The sequence below is a fragment of the Pseudomonas edaphica genome (genome assembly GCF_965277385.1).
GTDB lineage: Bacteria > Pseudomonadota > Gammaproteobacteria > Pseudomonadales > Pseudomonadaceae > Aquipseudomonas > Aquipseudomonas edaphica.
Window position 1 is genome coordinate 5,806,869 of record NZ_OZ255725.1, and the last position, 23,317, is coordinate 5,830,185.

The 23,317-nt window shown below is 60.9% G+C and carries 22 protein-coding genes; 14 read left to right on the forward strand and 8 right to left on the reverse strand.

Features of this window, described 5'->3' with window-relative positions; all coding sequences use genetic code 11:
* Window positions 1-14: 14 nt before the first annotated feature.
* Genes ACQY47_RS26505 through ACQY47_RS26520 form a run of 4 tightly spaced genes read right to left on the reverse strand, consistent with a single transcriptional unit; the run spans window position 15 to window position 4,629 of the window.
* Window positions 15-1,262 (reverse strand): efflux RND transporter periplasmic adaptor subunit, encoded by a 1,248-nt coding sequence (locus ACQY47_RS26505; protein WP_428553254.1) that lies wholly within the window; start codon window positions 1,260-1,262, stop codon window positions 15-17.
* A complete protein-coding gene (locus ACQY47_RS26510) occupies window positions 1,252-2,733 on the reverse strand; it encodes a TolC family protein (RefSeq protein WP_099550528.1) in 1,482 nt (493 codons plus the stop codon). Before ACQY47_RS26510 ends, ACQY47_RS26505 begins: the two co-directional genes overlap by 11 nt.
* Window positions 2,726-3,925 (reverse strand): ABC transporter permease, encoded by a 1,200-nt coding sequence (locus tag ACQY47_RS26515; RefSeq protein WP_428553258.1) that lies wholly within the window; start codon window positions 3,923-3,925, stop codon window positions 2,726-2,728. Before ACQY47_RS26515 ends, ACQY47_RS26510 begins: the two co-directional genes overlap by 8 nt.
* A complete protein-coding gene (locus tag ACQY47_RS26520; protein WP_138449196.1) occupies window positions 3,922-4,629 on the reverse strand; it encodes an ABC transporter ATP-binding protein in 708 nt (235 codons plus the stop codon). Before ACQY47_RS26520 ends, ACQY47_RS26515 begins: the two co-directional genes overlap by 4 nt.
* A 359-nt stretch (window positions 4,630-4,988) precedes the next feature.
* On the opposite strand from ACQY47_RS26520, the gene ACQY47_RS26525 reads away from it, so the two are divergent.
* On the forward strand, window positions 4,989-5,741 hold the full coding sequence (locus ACQY47_RS26525; protein WP_428553262.1) for a TetR/AcrR family transcriptional regulator: 753 nt from the start codon (window positions 4,989-4,991) through the stop codon (window positions 5,739-5,741).
* A gap of 299 nt (window positions 5,742-6,040) precedes the next feature.
* Window positions 6,041-10,174 (forward strand): YncE family protein, encoded by a 4,134-nt coding sequence (locus tag ACQY47_RS26530; RefSeq protein WP_428553265.1) that lies wholly within the window; start codon window positions 6,041-6,043, stop codon window positions 10,172-10,174.
* Between the two features lie 71 nt (window positions 10,175-10,245).
* Here ACQY47_RS26530 and ACQY47_RS26535 read toward each other — a convergent pair whose 3' ends face one another.
* Complete coding sequence (locus tag ACQY47_RS26535; RefSeq protein ID WP_428553268.1) at window positions 10,246-11,307, reverse strand: FUSC family protein; 1,062 nt, start codon at window positions 11,305-11,307, stop codon at window positions 10,246-10,248.
* Window positions 11,308-11,470: 163 nt separating this feature from the next.
* The gene (locus tag ACQY47_RS26540) at window positions 11,471-13,087 is read right to left on the reverse strand and encodes an NADP-dependent glyceraldehyde-3-phosphate dehydrogenase (RefSeq protein ID WP_428553271.1); all 1,617 of its coding nucleotides are present in this window, start codon (window positions 13,085-13,087) and stop codon (window positions 11,471-11,473) included.
* 237 nt (window positions 13,088-13,324) lie between these two features.
* Between ACQY47_RS26540 and ACQY47_RS26545 the strand changes: the two genes are divergently transcribed.
* The 10 genes from ACQY47_RS26545 to ACQY47_RS26590 all read left to right on the forward strand — a co-directional run bounded on the left by ACQY47_RS26545 (window position 13,325) and on the right by ACQY47_RS26590 (window position 21,033).
* Entirely contained in the window at window positions 13,325-13,453 is a 129-nt protein-coding gene (locus ACQY47_RS26545) for a hypothetical protein (protein WP_017137560.1), read from the forward strand.
* A 28-nt stretch (window positions 13,454-13,481) separates the two neighbouring features.
* On the forward strand, window positions 13,482-14,357 hold the full coding sequence (locus ACQY47_RS26550) for a Dyp-type peroxidase (protein WP_428553275.1): 876 nt from the start codon (window positions 13,482-13,484) through the stop codon (window positions 14,355-14,357).
* A 385-nt stretch (window positions 14,358-14,742) separates the two neighbouring features.
* Complete coding sequence (locus ACQY47_RS26555) at window positions 14,743-15,015, forward strand: DUF2282 domain-containing protein (RefSeq protein ID WP_428553278.1); 273 nt, start codon at window positions 14,743-14,745, stop codon at window positions 15,013-15,015.
* Window positions 15,012-15,416, forward strand: a complete 405-nt coding sequence (locus tag ACQY47_RS26560; protein WP_017137584.1) for a DoxX family protein — start codon at window positions 15,012-15,014, stop codon at window positions 15,414-15,416. The genes ACQY47_RS26555 and ACQY47_RS26560 overlap by 4 nt, the downstream gene beginning before the upstream one ends.
* Window positions 15,417-15,437: 21 nt before the next feature.
* Window positions 15,438-16,199, forward strand: a complete 762-nt coding sequence (locus ACQY47_RS26565; RefSeq protein ID WP_017137585.1) for an alpha/beta fold hydrolase — start codon at window positions 15,438-15,440, stop codon at window positions 16,197-16,199.
* A 39-nt stretch (window positions 16,200-16,238) separates the two neighbouring features.
* On the forward strand, window positions 16,239-16,511 hold the full coding sequence (locus tag ACQY47_RS26570; protein WP_017137586.1) for a BufA2 family periplasmic bufferin-type metallophore: 273 nt from the start codon (window positions 16,239-16,241) through the stop codon (window positions 16,509-16,511).
* Between the two features lie 114 nt (window positions 16,512-16,625).
* A complete protein-coding gene (locus ACQY47_RS26575) occupies window positions 16,626-17,450 on the forward strand; it encodes a DUF692 domain-containing protein (protein ID WP_428557395.1) in 825 nt (274 codons plus the stop codon).
* Window positions 17,447-18,232 carry a putative DNA-binding domain-containing protein gene (locus tag ACQY47_RS26580; protein ID WP_428553283.1) on the forward strand — a complete coding sequence of 262 codons (786 nt, stop codon included), beginning with the start codon at window positions 17,447-17,449 and terminating at the stop codon, window positions 18,230-18,232. The genes ACQY47_RS26575 and ACQY47_RS26580 overlap by 4 nt, the downstream gene beginning before the upstream one ends.
* A 242-nt stretch (window positions 18,233-18,474) precedes the next feature.
* A complete protein-coding gene (locus ACQY47_RS26585) occupies window positions 18,475-19,839 on the forward strand; it encodes an MFS transporter (RefSeq protein WP_428553286.1) in 1,365 nt (454 codons plus the stop codon).
* Window positions 19,840-19,905: 66 nt separating this feature from the next.
* A complete protein-coding gene (locus ACQY47_RS26590) occupies window positions 19,906-21,033 on the forward strand; it encodes an MFS transporter (RefSeq protein WP_428553289.1) in 1,128 nt (375 codons plus the stop codon).
* Here ACQY47_RS26590 and ACQY47_RS26595 read toward each other — a convergent pair whose 3' ends face one another.
* Window positions 21,034-21,555 carry a DUF3087 domain-containing protein gene (locus ACQY47_RS26595; RefSeq protein ID WP_138454153.1) on the reverse strand — a complete coding sequence of 174 codons (522 nt, stop codon included), beginning with the start codon at window positions 21,553-21,555 and terminating at the stop codon, window positions 21,034-21,036.
* A 117-nt stretch (window positions 21,556-21,672) separates the two neighbouring features.
* Between ACQY47_RS26595 and ACQY47_RS26600 the strand changes: the two genes are divergently transcribed.
* A complete protein-coding gene (locus ACQY47_RS26600; RefSeq protein ID WP_099550507.1) occupies window positions 21,673-21,852 on the forward strand; it encodes a hypothetical protein in 180 nt (59 codons plus the stop codon).
* A 15-nt stretch (window positions 21,853-21,867) separates the two neighbouring features.
* The gene (locus ACQY47_RS26605; RefSeq protein WP_017137593.1) at window positions 21,868-22,068 is read left to right on the forward strand and encodes a DUF6021 family protein; all 201 of its coding nucleotides are present in this window, start codon (window positions 21,868-21,870) and stop codon (window positions 22,066-22,068) included.
* Between the two features lie 934 nt (window positions 22,069-23,002).
* Here ACQY47_RS26605 and ACQY47_RS26610 read toward each other — a convergent pair.
* Entirely contained in the window at window positions 23,003-23,239 is a 237-nt protein-coding gene (locus ACQY47_RS26610; protein ID WP_200431862.1) for a DUF6555 family protein, read from the reverse strand.
* Between the last annotated feature and the right edge of the window lie 78 nt (window positions 23,240-23,317).

The following is a 23,317-nucleotide window of genomic DNA, read 5'->3' on the forward strand; positions in this document are numbered from 1 at the left end:
CTTTGGATCTCCAGCTATTTTGATGTTTTTACAAACCCCGGCTTGAGCCCAAACACCTCGACACCTTCGGCGGTTGACTGTCCTGTGGTGACTTTCACCCGCTCAACCGGCTTATCCATCGCGGCCCGATATTCCACGCTCATGTCCGGCTGGATCGCCTGGCTCGGCACCACAATCGCCTGCGCATTGTTGTAGGTGACGATGGTCAACCGCGCACTCATCCCCAGCCGCACCCGCTGCAATTGCTGCGCAGTGAGCGTGGGGATCGACAAGGTGATGGGAAACTGCGCGCTGCCCTGGCTATCGCTGGCAATCGCCAGGCCGCTGACCACGCTGACGGAGCCGGTCAGGCGCTCGCCGTCAAAACCATCACCCATCACTTCCACGGCCTGGCCCTGATGCAACTGGTTGATGTCCAGTTCCGATACCTTGGCGACGATTTTCAGCCGCTCGATATTGGCCAGCCCGAACAGCACCTGCCCCTGGCTGACCTTGCTGCCGGCCTGCACCGGTGCGTTGTTATTGGCTCCCCCTGGCGAGGAGTTATTGCTGCCCGGCGCCGGCACCACGATGCCGGAGAAGGGCGCCTTGACCTCTTGGCCGTCGAGCAGCTTGTGCAGGGCGTCGTATTTCACCGTGGCGTTGGTCAGCTCCATCTCGGCGATTTGTCGGTATTCGCCTTTGCCCTGATCTTGCGCCTGCTGCAGCTCGCTGCGGGCCGAGGCCAGGTCCAGTTGTTGCTGTTGGGTCTGCTGCTTGAGATCGTCCAGCTCGTTGCGCGGGATGATGCCGCGCTTGAACAGATTTTCACTCTCGGTGAGTTTGCGCTGGGTGTTGCCGGCGGTCATTTCTGCGGTGCGCAGGCTGCGGCGTGCGCGGCTGACGGCGGGGCTGCTGTCCCAGTCTTGCATCTCTTGCACGGTGCGCCGGGCTTTGAGCTGGGCGGAGAGCGCGTCGCGCAGTTGCACTTCGAGGGTGGAGGGGTCCATGCGCAACAGTACCTGGCCGGCCTCGACGCGTTGGCCTTGTTCAACCAGGTTGACCAGCACATTGCCGTCGAACGGCGCGGTGAGGGTGATGGTGGTGTCGGGTTCGATCTTGCCCACCAGGCCTATCTGGTGCACCAACGGGTCGGGCTTGACTGCCAGCCATTGCTCGGTTGCGGCCGGCTGATCGGTAGCCGGGCTGCGCAGGGCAATGCCTGCGCCCGCCAACAGCACGACGATCACGGCACCCAGCAGGTATTTTTTATCAGTAGTCATTGAGGGCGATTTCCCAACTTTCCAGCGTCATGCCCAGGGTCAAGTCGAGCTGGGTCTGGGCGTTCAGATAAGCGATCAGTGCATTGAGCCGCGCGTTTTCGGCGTTGCGCAGGTCAGTTTCGTAACTCAACACCTGGAAGTTGGTGGAGCGCCCGGCACTGAGTTTTTCCCGCTCGATTTCGATCTTGCGCCGCGACAGCTCAACGGCGCGCTGGGAAATTTCATATTGGCGCCAACGCGTGCCCAGGTCGCGCACCACATCGTTGACACTGCGTTCCAGTTCCTGGCGCGCATCGGTGATACGGATCTCCTGGTCTTCCACATTGACCCGCGCGCGCACCTCGGCCTGGCGGGTGCTGATGTCGCCGATGGGAATCTGCACCTGCACCCCGGCGTAGCTGTTCCAGGTGCGGTTATTGTTGTTGCCGCTGTCATTGTTGCTGTAGGCATCGCGCAGCTGGTTGGCGCCCGCCACCAGGTCCACCTGCCAGCGCCCGGAGTCTTTGGCGATCACCAGGTTGAGGTCGGCCTGTTGGCTGCCGAGCAGGGCGGCGAGGTACTCCGGCTGCTGGGTCTGCGCCAGGCTGAAGGCCTGGCGTTTGTCGATGGTCATCGGCTTGGCTTCCAGGGCTTCGCTGGCGCGGATCGGCGTCGACAGGTCCAGCGCCAGCAGGCGCAGCAGGGCCAGGCGGCTGGTGTCGAGTTGGTTCTGGGCCTCTTCCACGCCCAATTGCTGGGTGGCGATATCGGCTTCGGTCTGCACGATTTCGAACTCAGCCATGCGCCCCGCGCTGATCAGCGCCTTGTTCACGTCCAGCAAGGTGTTGGAGCGTTTGAGTGCGTCCTGGACGATGCTCAACTGCTCTTGGGCGCGCAGCAGTTCGCGGTAGGTGGCGATGATCTGGCTGATGGTCTGCGCCACGGTGGCCTTGAGGTTCAGGCGGTTGGCCTGCTCCGACAGGCGCGACAGGCGCAGCGGCGCGGTGGTGGCGTCCCAGCCGCCGCCGCGCATCAGCGGTTGGATCAGCGTGAGGTCGAGGCCGTCGCTGCGGTAGCGGCCGGCGCGGTCGGCGTTGTTCAGTTGTTGGGTCCAGGCCATGCTCAACTGGGTGCCGTACTCACTGAGCAAGGTCGCTCTCGGCGCGAGGTTGGCATTGCGCGCGTTGTCGGCCGAGCCGCGACTTTGGCGGTAGTAACTGTTGAGGGAGAGCTTGGGGTTGAAGGTGTCTTCGGCCACCCGCAGGTCGAACTTTTGCGCCACGCGTTGCAGGTACGCGCTGCGGATCGCCGGGTTTTTGCGCAGGCCCAGGTACACCGCATCACCCAGGGTCAGCGTCGTGACCTGGTTATTGAGCGACACACTGCGGTCATACCCACTGCGGGTGGTGCTCGGCGCTGACGGGTTGATTACCACATCGGCGGCCATGGCGGGCAGGCTTGCCAGGGCGAGTAACCACAGCCATTTATTCATCGCGCAGGGCCTCCACCGGCTGCAGCCGCGAGGCCGAGACCGCCGGGTAGATGCCAAAGAACAAGCCCACCAGCAAGGTGCTGCCCACCCCCAGCGGCAGGGCGGCGGCGGCCAGGGCAAATTCCCAGCCCGACAGCCAGGCGTAGAGCCACGCGGCGGTCATGCCCAGCACCGCACCGCACAGCGCACCCACCGCCGTCAGGGTGACCGCTTCGAGCAGGAACAGGTTGCGGATGTCACGCTGGCGTGCGCCCAGGGCCATGCGGATGCCGATTTCGCGGCGGCGCTCCGAGACATTCATCAGCATCACGTTCATCACGCCGACACCGCCACCGACCAGGGAAATCGCGCCCAGCGCCAGCAGCAAGTAGGCGAACGTGCGGCTTTGCCGGGTCATGCCATCGATCATTTGCTGGGGCACCTGAATGTCGACATCGTGGTCGGTGAGCTGGCTTTTCAGGGCAATCGCGGCCTCACGGGCGATGCGCTCCATGTCCTGGCCGGGTGCGGCGCGAATGATCACATTGCCGATCTGCGGCGTCGGGTAGATGCGCCGCATGCCTTCGGCGGGGATAAACAGCGATTCGTTGGCCTGCACCGGCATCAGCATCGCGCGGGGTTGGTTGTGCAGGATGCCCACCACCAGGAACAGGTAATCGTTGATACGCACACGGTCGCCCAGCTTCAGCGGGTTGCCCGGCGTGCCCAAGGCCTGGGCGACTTGATCGCCGATCACTCCGTAGGTTTCGTTGGCATCGAAGGCGGACAGAAATCGCCCCTCGCGCAGGGCCAGGCGCATGGCGTCCTTGATATCCGCGGTGCTGCCGACGAAGTTGGCGTTGGCCGTGCGGCCTTGGAACACCAGCGGCCCGCTGAACAGGCTGAGCGCGCCGATATGGGCAATGCCTGGCACCGCCAGGCGCACCGCGTCCAGGTCGAGGCTGGCGCGCATCGGTGCATTGCTGTTGCCTTTGGGCGGGAACTGGGCGATCAGGGTGTCGGTGCCCATGTCCTTGAAAATCATCGCCGCGTCCACCGCCGCGTTATGGCCGATATTGATCAGGGCCACCACCGATGAGCTGCCGATCACGATGCCCAGCAACGCCAGGATCGAACGTTTGCCCAGGGTGCGCAGGCTCACAAAGGCTTCATGCAGCAGTTGGCTCAGGCTCTGTTCGACCCGCTGGCTCATAGGCGCCCAGCCTCATGCACCACGCCATTGCGTACCAGGATCTTGCGCTCCAGGCGCTCGGCGATGTGTGCATCGTGGGTGACGATAATCAGCGTCACCTGCTGCTCGCGGTTCAGGGCCAGGAGCAGGTCCATGATCTCCTGGGCCGTGGTGCTGTCGAGGTTGCCGGTGGGTTCGTCGGCGAGGATCACCGACGGCTTGCCGACCAGCGCGCGGGCGATCGCTACGCGTTGGCGCTGGCCACCGGAAAGATCGGCCGGGCGGTGGTGGGCGCGCTCGGCCAGGCCGACTTGCGCGAGCATGCGCAGCGCCTGTTCCACCGACTCATGGCGCGACACGCCACGGTAACTGAGGGGCAGGGCGACGTTGTCCAGGGCACTGAGGCGGGGCAGCAGGTTGAAACTCTGGAACACAAAGCCGATCTGCTGGTTGCGGATCGCCGCCAGCTCATCGGGCGTGGCGCTGAAGATATCGTGGCCGGCAAAGTGGTACTGGCCGCCGTCGGGCAAGTCCAGCAGGCCAAGAATATTGAGCAGGGTACTTTTGCCGGAGCCTGAGGCGCCGAGAATGCCGCAGCTGTCGCCGCGGGCGATGGACAGGCACACGTCATTGAGAATCGACAGGTGTTGCCCGGCGAGCTGATAGCTCTTGCCGATGCCTTGCAGGGAGATCAAGCCAGGGTGCGCGGGGGTATCTGTCATCATGACTACGCCTGCAGTCTCGACGCTATCGCCACGCCCCCGGCAAAGCCTTGTAACAAGTTCGGGAACTGCCTGATACGCGCCACGGACTGGTTTTATTTCTTGTTTTTAAAATATTGTTTGAATAGTAACCGCGATCAACGCGCTTCGCCAGCCATGGATGTAGAGCGGTTTCACCTCTTGTGACGATTTGCCGGTCGTTCGGCTGCGGCGCCTGAAAATCCCTTCGGCTACCCTCGACAGGCCTGTTTATACAGGCCTTTCGTAGCATGGCGCAGTGTCACTACTTGCTTTCGAAGGGCTGCCCCGGTATAAAAAATCAAATTATTTTTTAAAACAATATTTCCCACGTGGAACCTTTCATGGTCGCGAAGAAACTCAGCGCTCCAAACGTTACCAAGACTCGACTGCTGGATGCGACAGAGGCTCTTTTCATCAAATACGGCTATGACGCCGTGTTGCTCCGGCAGATTACCGAGCGCGCCCAGGTGAACCTGGCCGCCGTGAACTACCACTTCGGGGACAAGGACTCCCTGATGAAAACCCTGCTGATGCAACGCCTGGAGCCGCTCAACGAGCAGCGCCTGGAGCTGCTCGCGCGCTGCGAAGCCGAGGCCGATGGCCCGCTCGACTGCGACACCTTGCTCGGCGTGCTGTTCGCCCCGGCCATGGGCCTGGAGCGCAGTGATCCGGCCAGCGGGGAAGGGCGATCATTTATCCGTTTCCTGGGCCGGGTGTACAGCGACACCTCGCCGTTTATCCAGGAATACCTCAAGGTGCATTACCAGCCGGTGTTCCAGCGCTTCTTCGAAGCCTTCGCCCTGGCCCTGCCGGATCTGCCACGCAATGAGCTGGGCGTGCGCCTGCAATTTGCCCTCAAGGCGATTTCCGGAGTAATGGCCGGCACTGAACTGCGCCTGCTGATGAACTCCATGAGCCTGGGCCGCCCGGCCACGGACGCCGAAGTGATGGCTAAGTTGATCACGCTGGTCTCGGCCGCGATTCGTGTGCCGCAGCAAAGTCCTGAGGCCGAAACCGCGCTGGCCAAGGTGCTGGATACCCAGCGTGCGATTCGTGAACAAGCTGCTGTGCCTGCTTCCAAAGCGGCCCGTTGAACCCCAAATCCAAGACAAAAAAAACCCGCTGGGGCGGCGGGTTTTGATGTGCAGCGTTTGTAACGGATGAGGCTTCACCCTACGGCTGCGGATGTGAATAAATCGTGAAAAAAATGTAAGTAAAAGGCTGGGGGCAGAGAGATTCACGAATACCCTCAGAAACCGTTGTTTTTTGCTGGGCCCCAGCCACTCGTCGCCACTGTCAATTCTGACAGTAGATTCGGCTCTTCTTCCCGACGTCTTATTCACCTTGCCTCGTGCGTCAGTGTGGCGCGCGTTCAACCAGTAAGGTAATAGTCATGTCCAGCCGGCCTACTGATTCTTATGATCTCGATCTTGAACCGCCCACTTCGTATTTCCCCGCTGTGCAGTTACAGCCGCAATTTACCAGTACGCCTCCCCTGTATCCCGAGACTGCCGTATGGGGCATGGGCATCCGTCATGGATCGCCTGCAATGTTCACCTTTTCTCCGTGGACTGGGCGTGTGCTCGGCGACTATTACGCAATCCGCATTCAGGACCTGATCAACCCTGCTGGTTCAAATGCCATCAGTGACTTGGGTGCCAGCGCTTACCACCTGACGGTGAACAAGCTGCCCCAGGGCGAAGTCGCTATGTTCGGGCGGCTCGTGCGAGCCATCAGTTTGCAGGAGAGCCGGTCGATCACCCAAACCATCCTGATCAAATTGACCAACCCCGGCGGCCGTGATCAGGAGGTCACGAAGAAGTGGCACAGTGGTTTGAATATGTCGATAGAAGGCAAGCCCACTGGCTCGGTCCTGAACAAGAGCAACACCGAAGATGGTCTGTGGTGCCTGATCACCAAATACCTGTATCTCCGTAAAAACGACATTATCACCGTGCGCTATGACGGGCTGGCGGTGGAGCATGTGGTGAGCCCGGAAGAGGCTGACGGGCCTGGGCCGATCCGGGTATTTATCAGCTGGGATATTATCAAGAAGGGCAGGCAGAGTGGGCCGGTAGAGGTCGCCTTTACGGTTAAAGACGTGGTGGGCAACGTTCCCGAGGGGGAATGGCAGTATTGCAAAGCCTACAAACTGGTGTCGGAACTTGACTCGAAGTTTCTGCAATACCCGATCTTTCTTGTCGATGACGTTGAGTCTGATCAACTGGACCTTAACCTCAATAACCGGTCCAAGTTGAAGGTGGCGGTCTATCCGCCGCGCAAGTCGCCCAAACCTAGCCCGCAAAATCAGATCATGGTGGTCTTCGAGCTTTTCCCGGGAAAAAAAGGGCAAAGCAAGACAGTGACACTGGGGCCCTTCCCCGATACCAACAAGTCTTACGAGGAGATCCCCGTCAGCTACGACCTTTTCACGGAGCTGGCCAAGGAGCGTTTTCAAGTGAAGTACGAATCGAGAACCAGCGCTGGCGTACTGCTGGGCGAGTCGGGCAGTTACACGGTCAGTGTGACGGGCTTGCCGGTATCAATGCCGGCGGTGACCGTCAGCCCGTTTGAAGCGGGGCTGATCCCTTCGAATACCGACATTGACGTAATACTACCTACCTACCAGCCGCACAATGTGTTTCTGTTGGAAACCCTGGTGCTCGAAGCCCTCGACGGCAGCGTAAGCCTTACCCTGCCGCAACCGGCAGGCATCCAGGGCGGCAAGCGCCGTGTGACCAAGGAGGCACTCAAGGCGTTTGAAGGCCTAGGCCCGTTCCAGATTTATTACACCACCGATGACGGTGAGGGCACATCGGCGTCCCTGCGTGAATCAGTGAAGCTGCAGGCTCAGGTGGGTGAGCGTGTGTCGGTGTTGGAAGCTCCGATCATTCAAGGCTCCCGCCGTAACAACATCGACCCTGCCGATGTAAAAGACCCTGAAATTCTACTGCTCTTTCCCTACGGGAATACGATTGCCGGCGACGTGCTGTATTGGAGTGTGGTCGGCAAGGACGCGAACGGCTCTGCCAGTGGCAAAATCCTGATTAACAGTGCATACGCGGGGGCCGCCTTGCCGTTGGTGTTTTTCCCGTTTGACCGTAAAGTGCTGGATAACAACGTCAACGCCAGCATCCGTGTCAGCTACAGCATTGAACGTGCGGGGCCGCCTCGACAAGTCTTGCGCTCCAGTGTGCTTGATCTTACCGTCGGTGCGGACGTGAAACTGGAACTGCCCAAAGTGCTGGAGGCCGGTAGTCTGCAGGACCAACTTGACCCCAAAGCGGTGGTCAAGGGCGCCACCGTGGAGGTCGCGTTCAAACAGATGCGCGCCGATGACCAGATTTTCGTCGAGTGGTTGGGAGCGTATGGGGTCAGCAGTATTGTGGTGCAAGTGGCGGGTGACCCGAAGACCAACAAGGTCAATGCCACCATCCCGCCTGAGGTGATTTCCAAGGGCGTGCGCCCCAACGGCAATAAAATCACCGTGCGGTACAGCTTTACCCGTGGGCAATTCACCTACAAGTCCGAGATATTGACGCTTGTCCTGCAGCCGCTCGCGAAGCTGCCGACGCCGATCATCGACGGGGCTGGCGAGACCCTGCTGCCGCTCTTTAGCCTGCCGAACACGGCCCACACCCGTATCCCAGCATGGGATTTAATCAATAAAGACCAATTGATGTGGATGACCAACGAAGGCACTTTTGCCGACGGCACGTCCTATATCGAAGATACCTACACAGCCAGTGAGGTGACGGCTGACGGCGTCGTCAAGGGCATTTCGGCGCCAACGCCGGTGGATCAACTGCGTCGACTCAAGGACGGCTCGCACCTGACCATTCGCTTTTGGGTCAGTTTTGCGCAGATACCCGACAAGGACACCGCGCTCTTGTTTGGGACCGCCGAGTATATCGTCCAAGCATTGGCAGCCACCCTGCCGGCACCGAGCTTTGCCAACAAACCTGGGGCCGCGATTACCGTTTACCCGTTGGACTATGAGAAAAATGCAATAGTAGCGGTGGCGTATCCAGCCATGACGGCTACGCAAAAGATTGTCCTGGAGTGGATCTACCCGGACGGCACCCTGGCCACGATCGCTGCACAAAACGGAGTGGCCGGCGGGCGCGTAGATTTCGCCATCAGTGCGCCAATCATCACGGCGAGTGTGGGTAAGGTCATCACATTGCGTTACAAGGTGACGTCAGGCACCCGAGTGACCTCGTCTGATGCCCAGCAACTGACGTTACAAGCTATCCGCGCGACAGACTTGCCGCAGGCAGTGATTAACGGGGTTGTCGATAAAGGCATGTTGGACCTGACCGCGTTCAATGGCGATGGGCTCTTGGCATTGAGCCCCTGGCGTTTGAGTGCTGCCGGGCAGAAGGTGTCGATCACCGCGCGCGCTGAGGGTGTAGAGCCATTGAGCGTGCTGAGGGGCTATCCGATTAATGGGGTTGAAGCGGCGAGTGGCTTGAAGAATGTGGCGGTTTCCAGAACCTGGCTGCAGGGGGTACGTAACGGTAGCAGTATCGTGATTGAGTGCCGAGTGACGTTTGATGGCAGTGATGATGTATCTACGTCCGTGGTATTTCCGGTCACGACCTACACCGTCAAACAACGGACGGGTGTTATCGCCAACGTTGCGGTAGGGCAGAGCCCGCAATTTGTGGTTCTTTCGAAGGCGGGTGACAAAGCGTTTGTCTCCAACCACCACGGCAATTCGATTTCAGTGATCGATGTGACTGCCCGCAAGGTCATTGATACCATCCCCGGAATTAATTCACCGTTCAAAATGGTGCTGAGCCCGGACGGCTCCCGACTCTATGTCGCCAACTTCTTTGGGCGCACCGTCACCGTCATCAATCCTGCAACCCACGGTGTGCTGATGAGGTTTGATGTGAAGGGTGTTGACGTGGTTCAGGGGGTTGAACTCAACGGGGATGGTTCACGCCTGTTTGTCTCGACGAATGTGCCGTCGCTGATCGTCGTTCTTGATGCAATCTCCGGCAGTGAACTGCGTCGGATCCCCACTACGCCAAACCCTGTCGCGATGGCGCTCAACCCGGAAAAAACGCAGATTTACTTCACCGCAGAACAGCAAGTAGCGGCCGTCAATGCCAACGGATTGAGTGGCGTGGTAGGCAAAGTTGCGGGATTCTCCAGGCCTCAGGATCTCGTCTTCAATCCCAACAATATTCCATCCGCCCGTATCTATGTCGCGGATAACGATTTTGTGCGGATCATTAATCCTGTGAACAATGCCCTTATCAAATCGCTGGGGGGGTTCCATTACGCCTGGGGCGTCAAGATGCATCCGACTGCCCGTCAATGCTATGTGGGGTCAGTAGGCCCAGGGGGGACGACGAGTTATCGCGATTCGCTGTTCGTTATCGATACCGTGACGGAAACAGTCATTAATCGATTTACGGGTTTCGACAACCTTGCCGACATCACTTTCACCTCTGACGGTAATCTTGCGCTTCTGGTTAATCAGGCAACGGGTATCGTGTCGTTCTTTTCGATTTAAGGAGAGGGGTCACCCGATGTAAATGCAAGGGGCAGCTCCACGTGGGGTGGACTGCCCCTTTTTTTACCGGTTCAGATCTTCCAGTAGCTCGATGTCTTGGCGAGCTTCTGGCGCATGGCCTCCACGTTGCTCGCCAACTGCAACGTCAACAACCGATACCCATCCAATGCACTTTGCACCGGTGCATCCAACCCACTTTCGTCTGCGGCATGCACGGTCGAGCGCTCCAGCCGTTCGGTAAATCCCGACTTCAACGCCCGCGCCATCCCCACCAACTGCACGCGAATCTGCCGATGTTCGGCCTTCAACAGCATCTGCATCCGCGCCATCGCCTGTTCATCCCGTGGATCGGGCCGGGTATTGCCAAGAATCTCCAGAGTGCTGATGCACATGCGCAGGTGCCGTTGAATCATGTCCAGCTCGGTCATCGAGATACGCACTTCCTTGGACACCGAAGGCATCAGCGAGCGCAGTTGCAGTATGGTGGCATTCAGGCGGTTGAGCAGCTTGAAGTGTTCATCGTCAGTGACTGACTGGCCGTTGATGATGCGGCTGTAAATCGCCGCACAGTCGCGCAGTGCGCTGGCCATGTTGTAGCGCCACGAATACACCGCGTACAGCGGCAGGGCAAAGGAAAACGCCAGTGCCAACACGATGCCGATAAGGATATCGACGGTGCGCCACAAGCCATCCGAGATCGGGTTGTCGCCGTGGCCGGCGACGATAAACACCGTGATCGCCGACAGCAGCGCGATGTAACCGCCTTTGCCGATGGCGTGATAGGAAAAGAACCCGCACACCACCGACATCAGCAGATAGGTCAGCAGCGGTATGCCGAAATAGGCCTGTTGCACCACCAGCAGCAGGCCGACGCTGGCACCGATCAGGGTGCCGTAGGCGCGCTCCACGGCTTTTTTGCCGATATTGCCGTGGTGCTGCAAGCCGCCGATAACGATCAGCATGGTCACCGAGGCCCACTCGCCGTGGGGCAGGTTGATGCCGGTGGTGAGCAGGATGGTCGCCAGCAGGCCGATGGACACGCGCACGGCGTGGATCAGCTTGGCGTGGCGGTAGCGGCGGTAGGGGTCGAGCAAGGGGCGCAACAGGCGCCGGGCGAAGAAGGGCAGGTTCATCGGTATTAAAGTGGCCTCATTATGCAGGGTGGACCGGATCGCGTGTGGGAGCCGGGCTTGCCCGCGATGCAGGCACTTCGGTCTTTCAGTCAGACCGCAGTGATGCTATCGCAGGCAAGCCAGCTCCCACTCTGACCTGTTTATACAGGGAGCGGCGCTGTCTTCAGAAAATGTAATCCGTGGTCAAGAAACTCGAATCTCGATTACGCAAAATATCGCTGACCAACGCCTTGTTGCTCTCCTGGAACTTGGTCGCCACCAACGTGCGGATCGAGAACACGCGCAGCGCGTCATGCACCGACAACGTGCCCTCGGCCGAGTTCTTGCGCCCGTTGAACGGGAAGGTGTCCGGCCCACGCTGGCACTGGGCGTTGATGTTGATACGCCCGACCTGGTTGGCAAAGGTGTCCACCAGCCGCCCGACTTCCACGGCGTTGGTGCCGAAGATGCTCAACTGCTGGCCGAAGTCCGAGTCCAGTACGTATTCGATCACGGTCTCCAGGTCACGGTACGGCACGATCGGCACAACCGGGCCGAACTGTTCCTCGTTGTAAACGCGCATCTGCGGGTTCACCGGGTACAAAACGGCGGGGTAGAAGAACGAGCCGCGACTTTCGCCGCCATTGGGGTTCACCACCTTGGCGCCGTGCTGCACGGCGTCGGCCACCAACGCGTTGAGGTAATCGACCTTGCCGACTTCCGGCAACGGCGTCAGCGATACGCCGTCTTCCCAGGGCATACCGGGTTTGAGCGTCGCCAGTTTGCTGTTGAATTTCTGGATGAAGCTGTCGACTACCGCTTCGTGCACGAACAGGATCTTCAGCGCAGTGCAGCGTTGGCCGTTGAACGACAGGGAGCCAGTGACCGCTTCGCTCACGGCATTGTCCAGGTCGACCTCGGGCAGCACGATGCCGGGGTTTTTTGCGTCCAGGCCCAAGGCTGCGCGCAGGCGGTGTGGCTTTGGATGCAGCTTTTTCAGGTCGCTGGCGGCCTTGTTGGTGCCGATAAACGCAAAGATATCGATTTTGCCGCTGGCCATCAGCGCGCTGACGGTTTCGCGGCCGCTGCCATAGATCACGTTGATCACGCCGGCCGGGAAGCTGTCGCGGAACGCCTCCAGCAGCGGGCGAATCAACAGCACGCCGAGCTTGGCCGGCTTGAACACCACGGTGTTGCCCATGATCAACGCGGGGATCAGCGTGGTGAAGGTCTCGTTGAGCGGGTAGTTGTAAGGCCCCATGCACAGCGCCACGCCCAGTGGCACGCGGCGGATCTGGCCGAGGGTGTCCTGTTCCAGCTCAAAGCGGCTGCTGCGGCGATCGAGTTCCTTGAGGGCGTTGATGGTGTCGGTGATGTAGTCGCAGGTGCGGTCGAATTCTTTCTGTGAGTCCTTGAGGTTCTTGCCGATTTCCCACATCAGCAGCTTGACCACCGCGTCGCGCTGTTCGCGCATGCGTCGTAAAAAGGCTTCGACATGCTGGATACGTTCGGCCACGCGCATCGTCGGCCATTCACCCTGGCCGCGGTCATAGGCGCGCACGGCGGCGTCCAGGGCGGTGAGGGCGGTGTCGGCATCCAGCAGCGGCGTGCTGCCGATGTGTACGCGCTCATCGCCCAGTTGCACCGGGCTTTGCACCTTGGCCAGCGGGCCGTTCCACACCTGCAACTGGCCGTCGACCAGGTAATCACGCTGTTCGATGGACGCGAGCAGGCGGAATTGCTCGGGAATTTCGCTGGCGGCGGTGGGAAACAGCTGGGCGAGCAGGTTACTGGTGGTCATGTCGCTACCCCTGGAATAGTTGCAAAACATGACTAGAGAGTCACCCATCCAAGGGCAGTGTGGCAAGCGCCAGACGCGTTACGAAGGCGCGCACGCACTCGCCGGCCGTCAGGCTGCCGATGCTCACCAACACTGTCAGTGGCAGGAACGCCACGCCGGTGCGCAGCGGCGAGACGCCCAGAAATACAGGCTGAGTACAAACAGCAGGCCATACAGCAGGCCGTGGCGCACGCCTGATTGATCAGCGCCAGGGATTCGCGTGCGGTGCGGGTCACGCCCAAAGGCTGGGCGCAGTTCAAGGCGCAATTGGGCCTGGAACCGCGTGATCTGGAAAACCTTGAGCAAAAGCCCGCGCTGGCCGGTTAAACTGCGCGGCTTTTCAGAAGGAGTTCACATGAGTCACTACCAGCCGGGCATTCTTGCCGCACCGGTGCCGTTGCAGGCACGCCATCTGTTTTTTGCCGTTGATGCACTGGCAGCCGTACCCGCCGCGTTAGACGCGCTGGTGCAGTTGGCGGACGCGGGCGCAGTGGTCGGTGTTGGCGAGCCGCTGGTAACTTCGCTCGGCGCGCACATTGAAGGGCTGCGCGCATTCCCTGCCGTTACTGGCCCAGGCGCCCATAACCCGTCCACCCAGCAGGCGTTGTGGGTGTGGCTGCACGGTGTGGATCGCGGTGAACTGCTGCTGCGCAGCCGCGCATTTGAAAAGGCCCTGGCTCCGGCATTCCGGCTGGTGCAGATGACCGAAGGCTTCCGCTACAAAACCGGCTTCGATCTGACCGATTACGAAGACGGCACCGAAAACCCCCACGACGCCGCCGCCGTCGAAGCCGCCCTGACCGACAGCGGCGCCAGCTTTGCCGCGATCCAGCAATGGCAACACGACCTCGACGGTTTTGCCGCGTTGCCCGCCCAGGAGCGTGACCACATCATCGGCCGCCGCCATGGCGATAACGAAGAGCTGGACGACGCCCCCGAATCCGCTCACACCAAACGCACCGCCCAAGAGAGTTTTACCCCGCAAGCTTTTGTGGTGCGCCGCTCGATGCCGTGGGCCGAGAACGGCCAGGCGGGGTTGATGTTCCTGGCGTTTGGGCATTCCTTCGATGCGTTCGAAGCGCAACTGCGGCGTATGAGCGGGTTGGAAGACGGGATTGTGGATGGGTTGTATCGGATCAGTACGCCGCTGACCGGTGGCTACTACTGGTGCCCACCGGTGAAGGATGGGCATTTGGACGTGAGCGCACTCTCCCAGGCCGCCACTCTCTAAAACGGTGGGAGCTGGCTTGCCTGCGATAGCATCAACTCGGTCTGCATGAAACACCGAGGAGCCTGCATCGCAGGCAAGCCAGCTCCCACCGTTTGATTTGTATGGGGGCCTGGATCACGCCCCACACTCCGCGCTCACCGCCACCACCCAGCAGCTTGGGCATGTCCGAATGGTTGGCGCCGTCGGCATGGCTTGGCGGTGCTTTAGTGGCTTTGTATTACAAAGTATCCCCGCACCACCTTGATACATCGGCATGACGTTCTGGCGTGTTGGCGACACAGACCGGATACACGCCTGGCTTTAACTCTGTTCACCAGCTGGCGCAGGCGGTCACCCACCGCCACACGCGCCCTGGCCACACTCAGTCAAGCCAGGAGATACACCGATGAAGCGACCCTACGCGGCCCTTGCGGCCACTTTCGCCCTGTCCCTCAGCGCCTTTGCGGCGATGGCCCATGCCGACGACGCCAAGCCCCAGGATAAATGCTTCGGCGTCGCCCTCGCCGGTGCCAACGACTGCGCTGCCGGTAAAGGCACCTCGTGCGCCGGTACCGCCACCGCCGATTACCAGGGCAACGCCTGGGTATTGGTCGACAAGGGCACCTGCACCCAGATCAAGACGCCCAAAGGCTTCGGCAGCCTGACGGAACAGCCGTGATCCAGCGCCTGTTGCCCCAAGCGCTGCTGTTGCTGGTGGCCCGGCTGGGCATCGCAGCGGTGTTCTTCCTGTCGGGACGCACCAAGGTCAGCGGATTTATGAGCCTCAAACCGTCGACCTACACCTTGTTCCGTTCGGAGTACGCCTTGCCGCTGATCCCGTCGGACTGGGCCGCGCACCTGGCGACCTACGCCGAACACCTGTTTCCGCTGTTGCTGCTAGTGGGCCTGCTGACGCGCCCGGCGGCCGCCGCGCTGCTGGGCATGACCCTGGTGATCGAGGTGTTCGTATACCCCGAGGCCTGGCCGACGCACCTGACTTGGGCGGGCCTGTTGCTGCCGCTGCTGGCCTATGGCGGCGGGGCGTGGTCGCTGGATCGCCGCCTGTTCGGCAAACCTTAACAACCCTGATGGAGATACCCGATGCGCATGCTTTCTTCTTTGGCCATGGCCATGGCCCTGACTGTCCCCGTGCTGGCCCAGGCGGCCGATACACCGCAGCCCGGCACCGGCAAAAGTGTGGTGATCGTGCCCGGCTCGTTTGTCGACGGTTCCGGCTGGCGTGTGGTGCACGACATCCTGATTCACAAGGGCTACAAGGTCACCGTGGTGCACCAGGGCCACGAAAACCTCGCGGCGGATGTGGCCGAGGCACGTGAAGTGCTGGAGCAACAAGTCGGCCCCGTGGTGTTGGTGGGCCACAGTTCCGGTGGCGCGGTGATCTCGATTGCCGGCGACCGCGACAAGGTCAAGTCGATGGTCTACGTCTCGGCGCTGCAGCCGGAAGTGGGCGAGAACATGGCCCAGTTGATCGGCTCGATGCCGGCGCCCAGCGATGACATCAAGCAGAGTCGCGACGGCCACCTGTTCTTTGATCGCAGCAAATACAACGCCGATTTTGCCGCCGACCTGACCCCCAACCGCACTGACTTCATGGCCGCCTCCCAAGTGCCGGCTACCACCGCCTTGTTCGGCGGCACCGTGTGGGCGGCGGCGTGGCACAAAAAGCCGACGTATGCCGTGGTGTCCACCGAAGACCGTGCGCTGAGCCCCGCGCTGCAACGCTGGATGTACCAGCGCGCGGGTTCCAAGGTCACCGAAATCAAGGCTAGCCACTTGGTGTACATCTCCCAGCCTGAGGCTGTGGCGAAGGTCATCGAAGACGCGGCTTCCGTTATCAAATAATCCCTCTCACCCCACACAAGACCTCAAAAGGAAATAACCATGAACACTGCACTTAAATCCCGTCTGAGCCTCGCCGCCGCCGCCGCCCTGATTGCCATGGCGTCGGCGTCATTCGCCAGTGCCGCCAGCGCCGCCGACCAGCAGGAAAAGCCCGGCCGCTGCTACGGCGTCAACAGTTGCAAGGGCGAAAGCCTGTGCGCCACCGCCAAGCACGACTGCAAGGGCCTTAACAGCTGCAAGGGCGAGGGCGTGATCGTCAAGACGCCGTCTGAATGCCTCAAGGCCGGTGGCACGTTGACTGAGCCGAAATAACGCCTTCCTGTGGCGAGCAAGCTTGCTTGTGCAGCGCTTCCAGAAACGGGCGACTGCTGCGCAGCCGAGCGGGAGCAAGCTCCCTCGCCACAGTTTTTTGCTGGAGTACCGATGATGCCGACATTTAACCCGCGCTTTTCCGGCTATGGCCTGGGGCTGCGCAAGGAGCATTACTGCGACTTCCTGGAAACTTCGGTGCCCGTGGATTTTGTCGAAGTGATTTCTGAGAATTTTATGGTCGCAGGTGGGCAACCACGGCACATCCTGCGCCGGATTCGCGAGCGTTACCCGGTGGCGCTGCACGGGGTGTCGATGTCGATCGGCACGGCCGAAGGGCTGGACCCGGAGTACCTGCGGCGTCTCAAAGCACTGGTGGATGAGGTGGAGCCGCTGTTTGTCTCCGACCACCTGAGTTGGTCGCGCAGCGGGGGGTTCAATGCCCACGATTTGTTGCCGGTGCCCTATACGGACGAGGCTCTGGACCGCGTTTGCGCCAATATCCACCAGGCCCAGGATGTGTTGGGCCGCACGCTGCTGGTGGAAAACCCGTCCAGCTACCTGGCGTTTGACGGTGCCAGCATGAGCGAATGCGCATTTATCGCCGCCATGGCCGAGCGCACGGGGTGCGAGTTGTTACTGGACATCAATAATGTGTTTGTCAGTGCCAGCAATCATGGCTTTGATGCCCTGGCCTTTCTCGAAGGCATTCCCGCTGAGCGCGTGCGCCAGATTCACTTGGCCGGCCATAGCCAGGGCCGTGAGCTGTTGATCGACAGCCACGACAGCCCGGTGTGCAGCGGGGTTTGGGCGTTGTATGCCAAGGCTGTCGGGTTGCTCGGGCCGGTGGCCACGATGATTGAGCGCGATGATGCCATCCCGCCGCTGGCCGAATTGCTTGAGGAGCTGTCAATGGCGCGGGCTTTGGGGCTGGCGCAATGAAGCTGGCGCAGTGGCAGCAGGCATTTCGCACGTGGCTGGTGAGTGCGTCGGATGATTCGGCCCGACTGCTGGGCGACCGGCACGCAGGCCTGGCGGTGTACCAGAACAACTATCGCGCGCAGCTGGTGGGTTGCCTGGAACAGGCGTTTCCGATTGTGCGACGTTGGCTGGGAGAGGAGGCGTTTCTGGCGGCCAGCATTACCCATATCGACCAGCAACCCCCGCATGCCTGGACCCTGGATGCGTATCCCGAAGGGTTTTACGCGACCTTGAAGACCGTATTGCCGAATAACCCGGATGTGCATGAACTGGCCTGGATCGAGTCGGCGCTGAATGAGGCGTTTGTCGCCGCCGATGCGACGCCCTTGCCGTTGCAAGCCCTGGCCGAGCTGGATTGGGACAGCGCCGTTTTGCGCCTGACGCCGTCGTTGCGCTGCCATGGGCTGACTACCAATGCTGAGGCTATCTGGTCGGCACTGTGGCAAGACGCGCTTGCGCCGCAGGCAATGATGCTGGAACAGGCAGGTGGATTGTTAGTGTGGCGGCGTCAGTACACCTCACGTTTACGTCAGGTCAGTGCGTTGGAGCTTGAGGCCGTGTTGCACCTGCAGGCCGACGGCAGCTTTGCCGGGCTGTGCGAGTTTCTGGTGGCGCGCCTGGGTGAAGAGGCGGGAGTGGCCCAGGCCGGTGAATACCTGGCCGGGTGGTTAGGCAGTGAGTTGATCGTTGACCCTGTGGCGAGCGGGCTTGCCCCGCGTTGGAGTGCGAAGCACTCCCAGTGAAGCCACCTCGGGTATTCCTGACGGACCTGGTCAGCCAGGTTTTGGGGCCGCTTCGCAGCCCAACGCGGGGCAAGCCCGCTCGCCATAACAAGCCAGTTCTCCACTACAGCCCCGTTCGCAGCGAAGGTCTGGATAGTCTTAGCCATCCAAACATGAAAATTCGGACAGCCAGGCAATCGGCCACTGAAAAAAATTCGCGCAACCCTTAATCTAAGGGCCTTTGTCACCTGTGCGGATTGTTCATGTCTTCTGTTGCCGATGGGCTGCCTTCCAATAAACGCTTGCCGGCGGTGATCGCCTTGTCTTTGGGCATTGGCATGGCAACCCTGGACACCGCCATCGTCAATACGGCGCTGCCGACGCTGGCACGAGGTATCGGCACTGATTCGGCCTCGGTGATCTGGGTGGTGAACGCCTACCAGTTGGCGATTATCGCCACGGTGCTGCCGTTCGCGTCGCTCAGTGATGTGCTCGGCCACCGGCGCGTGTACCTCGGCGGCTTGCTGCTGTTTATTGTCTCGTCGCTGTTTTGCGGGTTGGCCGGTTCTTTGCTCACCCTGACTGCCGCGCGGGTGGCCCAAGGGCTCGGGGCGGCGGCGGTGATGAGTGTCAACACGGCGTTGTTGCGACATATCTACCCGTCAAAAATGCTCGGGCGCGGCCTGGGCTATAACTCGCTGGTGGTGGGGTTGGCCTTCACGCTGGGGCCGACCGCCGCGTCGGCGATTCTGTCGGTGGCGAGCTGGCATTGGCTGTACCTGATCAACGTGCCGCTGGGGCTGCTGGCCCTGGGGCTGGGCCTGCGGTCATTGCCGACACTGCCGTTGACCGGTCACGCGTTTGATCGGTTGTCGGCGCTGTTGTGTGCTGGTCTGTTCGCGCTGTTGGTGCTGGGCCTGGGCACGGCGGTGCATGGCGCCCAAGGCACACTGACCCTCGGTTTGATTGCGCTGGCGATGGTGTGCGGCGCATTGCTGTTGCGCCGTGAAGCCGGCCACCCGGCGCCGATGCTGGCCGTGGACTTGTTCAAGCGCCCGGTGTTTGCGCTGTCTTCTCTCACGGCCATCTGTGCGTTCAGCGCCCAGGGCCTGGCCTTTGTATCGCTGCCGTTTCTGTTGCAGGCGGTGCTGGGGCACAGCCAGGTGGCAACCGGTTTTTTGATGACGCCGTGGCCTGCAGTGGTGGCGGTGATGGCCCTGGTGGCGGGGCGGCTGGCGGATCGTGTGTCGCTGGGCCTGTTGTGCGGCATCGGTTTGCTGATGCTCAGCGCGGGCATGGCGGCGTTGGCGACCTTGGGCAGCGGCGCCAGCGCCTTCGATATTGGCTGGCGCATGGCCTTGTGCGGCGCCGGTTTCGGTTTTTTCCAGTCACCCAACCTCAAGGCGATCATGACCAGCGCGCCGTTGGCCCGCAGCGGTGGGGCCAGTGGCATCGTCGCGATTTCACGCTTACTGGGGCAAACGCTGGGGGCGTCGTTGGTGGCGTTCTGCTTTCACCTCTCCCTGGGCAGCGGCCCGCAATACGCGCTGTGGCTGGGCTGTGGGTTTGCGCTGGTGGGCAGTGTGGCCAGTGGGCTGCGCTTGTTGCCGTATAAACACAAGGTTTAGCCCTTGTAAAACACGCGGCGGCAACGCTAACGTGGCGGCCTGAATATTTCGGGATGTTTCAGATTTATGTCCAGCCTGGCTCTACGCACTGCTGATACCACCTCCCGACGTGCCGCACTGACCCTCGCGTTATGCCTGCCCAGTGATGTGTTGCTCTACTTGCTGCTGCCCATGGAATCCCAGGCCTTTGGCATCACCCTGGCCCAGGCCGGGGTGTTGCTCGCAGCCAACCGCCTGGTGCGGATTTTCGGCTACCGCCATGTGTTGAATTTCTACGCCCGTAATGGCGACCGGCTGACCTGCATGATCGCCGCGGGTGCCGCCACGGTGTGCGCCTTGGGCAACTCGATGCTGTCAGGTTTTGCCGCTTTGTTGGGGCTGCGGCTGATCTGGGGCCTGTGTTTTGCCGCGCTGAACCTGTCGACCCAAGTGTTGGCCACCTCTGAGCCTGCGGGCGCGGCGCGCAGGGCAGGGCGCTCCAGGGCGGTGATCGCCCTCGGGCCGATGCTGGCGCTGCCGCTGGGGGGCTGGCTGACCCTGTGGGCCGGGCCGCGACCTATCTTCATGATTCTGGCCGGCTGCTGCCTGGCGGGCGTGTGGGTGGCACGTGGTTTGCCGACCGCCGGGCACGATTTGCACAGCACCGGGCGCCGCTTCAAGTGGCCGGACAGCGTGGCGGTGTGGTCGTTTATCGAAGGCGTGGCGTTGGACGGGCTGTTTATCTTTGGCCTGTCGATCCTGGCGCAGAAGATTCTTGGCGGCGATGCGGTACTGATCGCCGGCGGCCTGATGGCACTGCGCTATGCCTCGGAGATGCTTCTGAGCCCGCTGGGTGGGCGTGCGGCGCAGCGTTTTGGTGCCACCTCGATGCTGCTGTTGTTTTCGTTCTTGAGTGCCTTGGCGTTGACGGCATTTGGCAGTTATTGGGTGATCGTCGGCGCGGCCGCGGTGCTGGTGCTGCGCGCCTTGCAATTGCCGTTGGTGACCACTTTGGTGGCTGAGCGCAACCCTGGTTCGATGCGCGTTTCGGCCCTGGCCTCCAACGCGGTGTGGCGCGATGTCGGCGCTGGCCTTGGGCCGCTGATGGCGGGGTTGCTGCTACCGGTGGCGTCGGCGCCGTGGGTGTTCGGTCTGGCAGGCGCGGCGATTGCCGTCAGCGCCGTGTTCTGCTGGCGCGCGAAGGTTTCCAACTGATTATGGGTTTTTGAAGCCTTCCAGCCAGGCGGGGTCGAAGCGGGTTTGGTCGGTGTCGATGCCCAGTGCCTGCATTTTCGCCCTATGCGCTTCCATCTCGCCGACCAGTTGCGCCTGGGCGCTGGAGTTGGCGTCCAGGTCATGCATCTGCGTCAGGCCCAAGTGGTAAAAACGCAGCACTTTGAGGGCAGTGGGGTCGTTGGCCTGTGCGCGGTCTTTGAGGGTGTGCATCACATTGGTCACGCGCATCAGGTTGCGCTTGAGCTGCCAGCCGTACACTGCAGGCGCCAGCCATGGTTGGGTCCAAAATGGGCCGCGCACCAGGGCGACGGTGATCAGCACCCCGGCGAATACGCCGCCGATGTTGAAACGCAAATTATCGCCGCCGGGTTCGCCGAACAGCATCACCGCCAGGGTTGATAGCAGCATGGCCAGGGCCATGAACAGCACGGCGATGATCAGCGTGCTGCGGCGGGTTTGTTGGCGGAAGGTTGCGGGGTCGCAGGGTTTGAGCTCGAACATCCGGGTCAGGTCTCAAGAAAGGCGGGGTGGCATCTTCGCATGCTTTGGGCAAACAAGTTGAACGATGGCTTGGGGTGGTTTCTCTAAATCTGTGTAGCCCTTTTGAGGTAAGCCATCATGTCTGAGTACAAGCAACCGCCGCCGGGTACACCTGACCCTGACCGTACGCCGGGAGAGGAGGAGCGTGACAACGATGCGTTGCGGCCCAATGACCCGGCCGAGCGTCAGGACGAAGATGATGTGGAGCGGGTTGAGGAAGACCTGGAAAACCTGCATGACAGGGCGCGCCCGCTATAGGTTCAGGAGGTGACTGTGAGTAATCATCCGAAAGGCCCGGGTTCGGGCGAGCATGCCAGCGGCGAGAATGAATTGGGGTTTGATCCGGATTCGCCTGATGTGTCGGACCCGCAGGTTGATCCTGTTGGGCCGGCGATTGCGCCGTTGGATAAGGACAAGGAGCAGCGGAAAAAGGTGGATTATGATCCGTTGGGGGATCTTAAGAAGCCTGGGTGATGTTGGCGCTTTTGGTGTACATATCCGTTGCTGCGGTAACGGCGGCTTATGGTTCCGCTCTTACAGCGGGTCACTTTTGGCAAACGCCCCAAAAGTAACCAAAAGGTCTTCGCCCCACCACTCGGTGCCTCGCTTAGGCTCGGCATGCCCTCACTCCGGCTTGAATCCGTGGGCCGCCGCGATGGGCCATCCTTGGCCCAGCGCGGCTAACCCGGCGTCCTGCCGGGTTACCCACGGATTCAAGCCTGCGTTCGGCCATCGTGGTTGACGGGGCGCCTCAGATCAAAAGCAAGATCAAAAGCAGAGCACGGCGGCCTGAAAGCCGACCTGAGTGGTTGAATCAAAAGCGAAAAGCGGATTTGCATACACCTGGGATCTGCTTTTCTGTGGGAGCTGGCTTGCCTGCGATGCAGACACCTCGGTACATCAGGCACACCGAGTTGATGCCATCGCAGGCAAGCCAGCTCCCACCTTTGACCGAGTATGGCTCTGCTGTTGCTGTTGCTGTTGCTGTTGCTGTTGCTCTGGCCCTTACATCCTTTTCGATGACGAAGTCAGCGGTCTTTTGATCTGCGCTTTTGATCGTGATCTTGATCTGAAATCGCCCCGTCAAACACGATGGCCGGAATTCGACAGGGATTTGGGGGGTAAACCGGCAGGGATGCCGGTTTAGCCGCGCTGGGCCAAGGATGGCCCATCGCGGCGACCCCCCAAATCACTGGCGGATTGCGGGCATGCCGAGCCATAGCGAGGCACCGAGTGTTGGGGCGAGGACCTTTTGGTTACTTTTGCGTCCTTGCAAAAGTGACCCGCTGTAAGAGCGGAACCATAGGCCGCCGTTACCTAAATAACGGATATGTACACCACCAACACCACCAACACCCCCACAAACCAAGCCCCGCAATAGCGGGGCTTGATCACATCCAAACGGAACCTACTTGGGCGGCACCCAGGTAACCTCGGTTATCCCAAACTTCTCCGCCCAAGGCCGGGTGGTTTTCTTTACCTGCTCATGCCCCACGCGCCCAATACGGCTGACATGCGCAATATCGGCATCGACCGCCGCCCAGTGCCACGCTTCAGCGTTATTCATCACTTCGGCGCGCACCACAAAGGACTTCGGTTGACCATGCAGTTGATAGTGAATGGTGTAGATTTTTGCGGTACTCATGTTGCCTCCCTGTCTTGTTATAGATGGATAGGCGGGCGTTCAAAAAGGTTCACTCAAAATGACAAGTCGCACACTGGC

Coding starts and splice junctions, on each gene's coding strand:
- ACQY47_RS26610 (WP_200431862.1), bottom strand. CDS start 23,239: ATGAGTACCGCAAAAATCTACACCATTCACTATCAACTGCATGGTCAA.
- ACQY47_RS26505 (WP_428553254.1), bottom strand. CDS start 1,262: ATGACTACTGATAAAAAATACCTGCTGGGTGCCGTGATCGTCGTGCTG.
- ACQY47_RS26515 (WP_428553258.1), bottom strand. CDS start 3,925: ATGAGCCAGCGGGTCGAACAGAGCCTGAGCCAACTGCTGCATGAAGCC.
- ACQY47_RS26600 (WP_099550507.1), top strand. CDS start 21,673: ATGTCTGAGTACAAGCAACCGCCGCCGGGTACACCTGACCCTGACCGT.
- ACQY47_RS26585 (WP_428553286.1), top strand. CDS start 18,475: ATGTCTTCTGTTGCCGATGGGCTGCCTTCCAATAAACGCTTGCCGGCG.
- ACQY47_RS26590 (WP_428553289.1), top strand. CDS start 19,906: ATGTCCAGCCTGGCTCTACGCACTGCTGATACCACCTCCCGACGTGCC.
- ACQY47_RS26510 (WP_099550528.1), bottom strand. CDS start 2,733: ATGAATAAATGGCTGTGGTTACTCGCCCTGGCAAGCCTGCCCGCCATG.
- ACQY47_RS26550 (WP_428553275.1), top strand. CDS start 13,482: ATGAGTCACTACCAGCCGGGCATTCTTGCCGCACCGGTGCCGTTGCAG.
- ACQY47_RS26555 (WP_428553278.1), top strand. CDS start 14,743: ATGAAGCGACCCTACGCGGCCCTTGCGGCCACTTTCGCCCTGTCCCTC.
- ACQY47_RS26540 (WP_428553271.1), bottom strand. CDS start 13,087: ATGACCACCAGTAACCTGCTCGCCCAGCTGTTTCCCACCGCCGCCAGC.
- ACQY47_RS26595 (WP_138454153.1), bottom strand. CDS start 21,555: ATGTTCGAGCTCAAACCCTGCGACCCCGCAACCTTCCGCCAACAAACC.
- ACQY47_RS26535 (WP_428553268.1), bottom strand. CDS start 11,307: ATGAACCTGCCCTTCTTCGCCCGGCGCCTGTTGCGCCCCTTGCTCGAC.
- ACQY47_RS26575 (WP_428557395.1), top strand. CDS start 16,626: ATGCCGACATTTAACCCGCGCTTTTCCGGCTATGGCCTGGGGCTGCGC.
- ACQY47_RS26570 (WP_017137586.1), top strand. CDS start 16,239: ATGAACACTGCACTTAAATCCCGTCTGAGCCTCGCCGCCGCCGCCGCC.
- ACQY47_RS26580 (WP_428553283.1), top strand. CDS start 17,447: ATGAAGCTGGCGCAGTGGCAGCAGGCATTTCGCACGTGGCTGGTGAGT.
- ACQY47_RS26530 (WP_428553265.1), top strand. CDS start 6,041: ATGTCCAGCCGGCCTACTGATTCTTATGATCTCGATCTTGAACCGCCC.
- ACQY47_RS26525 (WP_428553262.1), top strand. CDS start 4,989: ATGGTCGCGAAGAAACTCAGCGCTCCAAACGTTACCAAGACTCGACTG.
- ACQY47_RS26520 (WP_138449196.1), bottom strand. CDS start 4,629: ATGATGACAGATACCCCCGCGCACCCTGGCTTGATCTCCCTGCAAGGC.
- ACQY47_RS26565 (WP_017137585.1), top strand. CDS start 15,438: ATGCGCATGCTTTCTTCTTTGGCCATGGCCATGGCCCTGACTGTCCCC.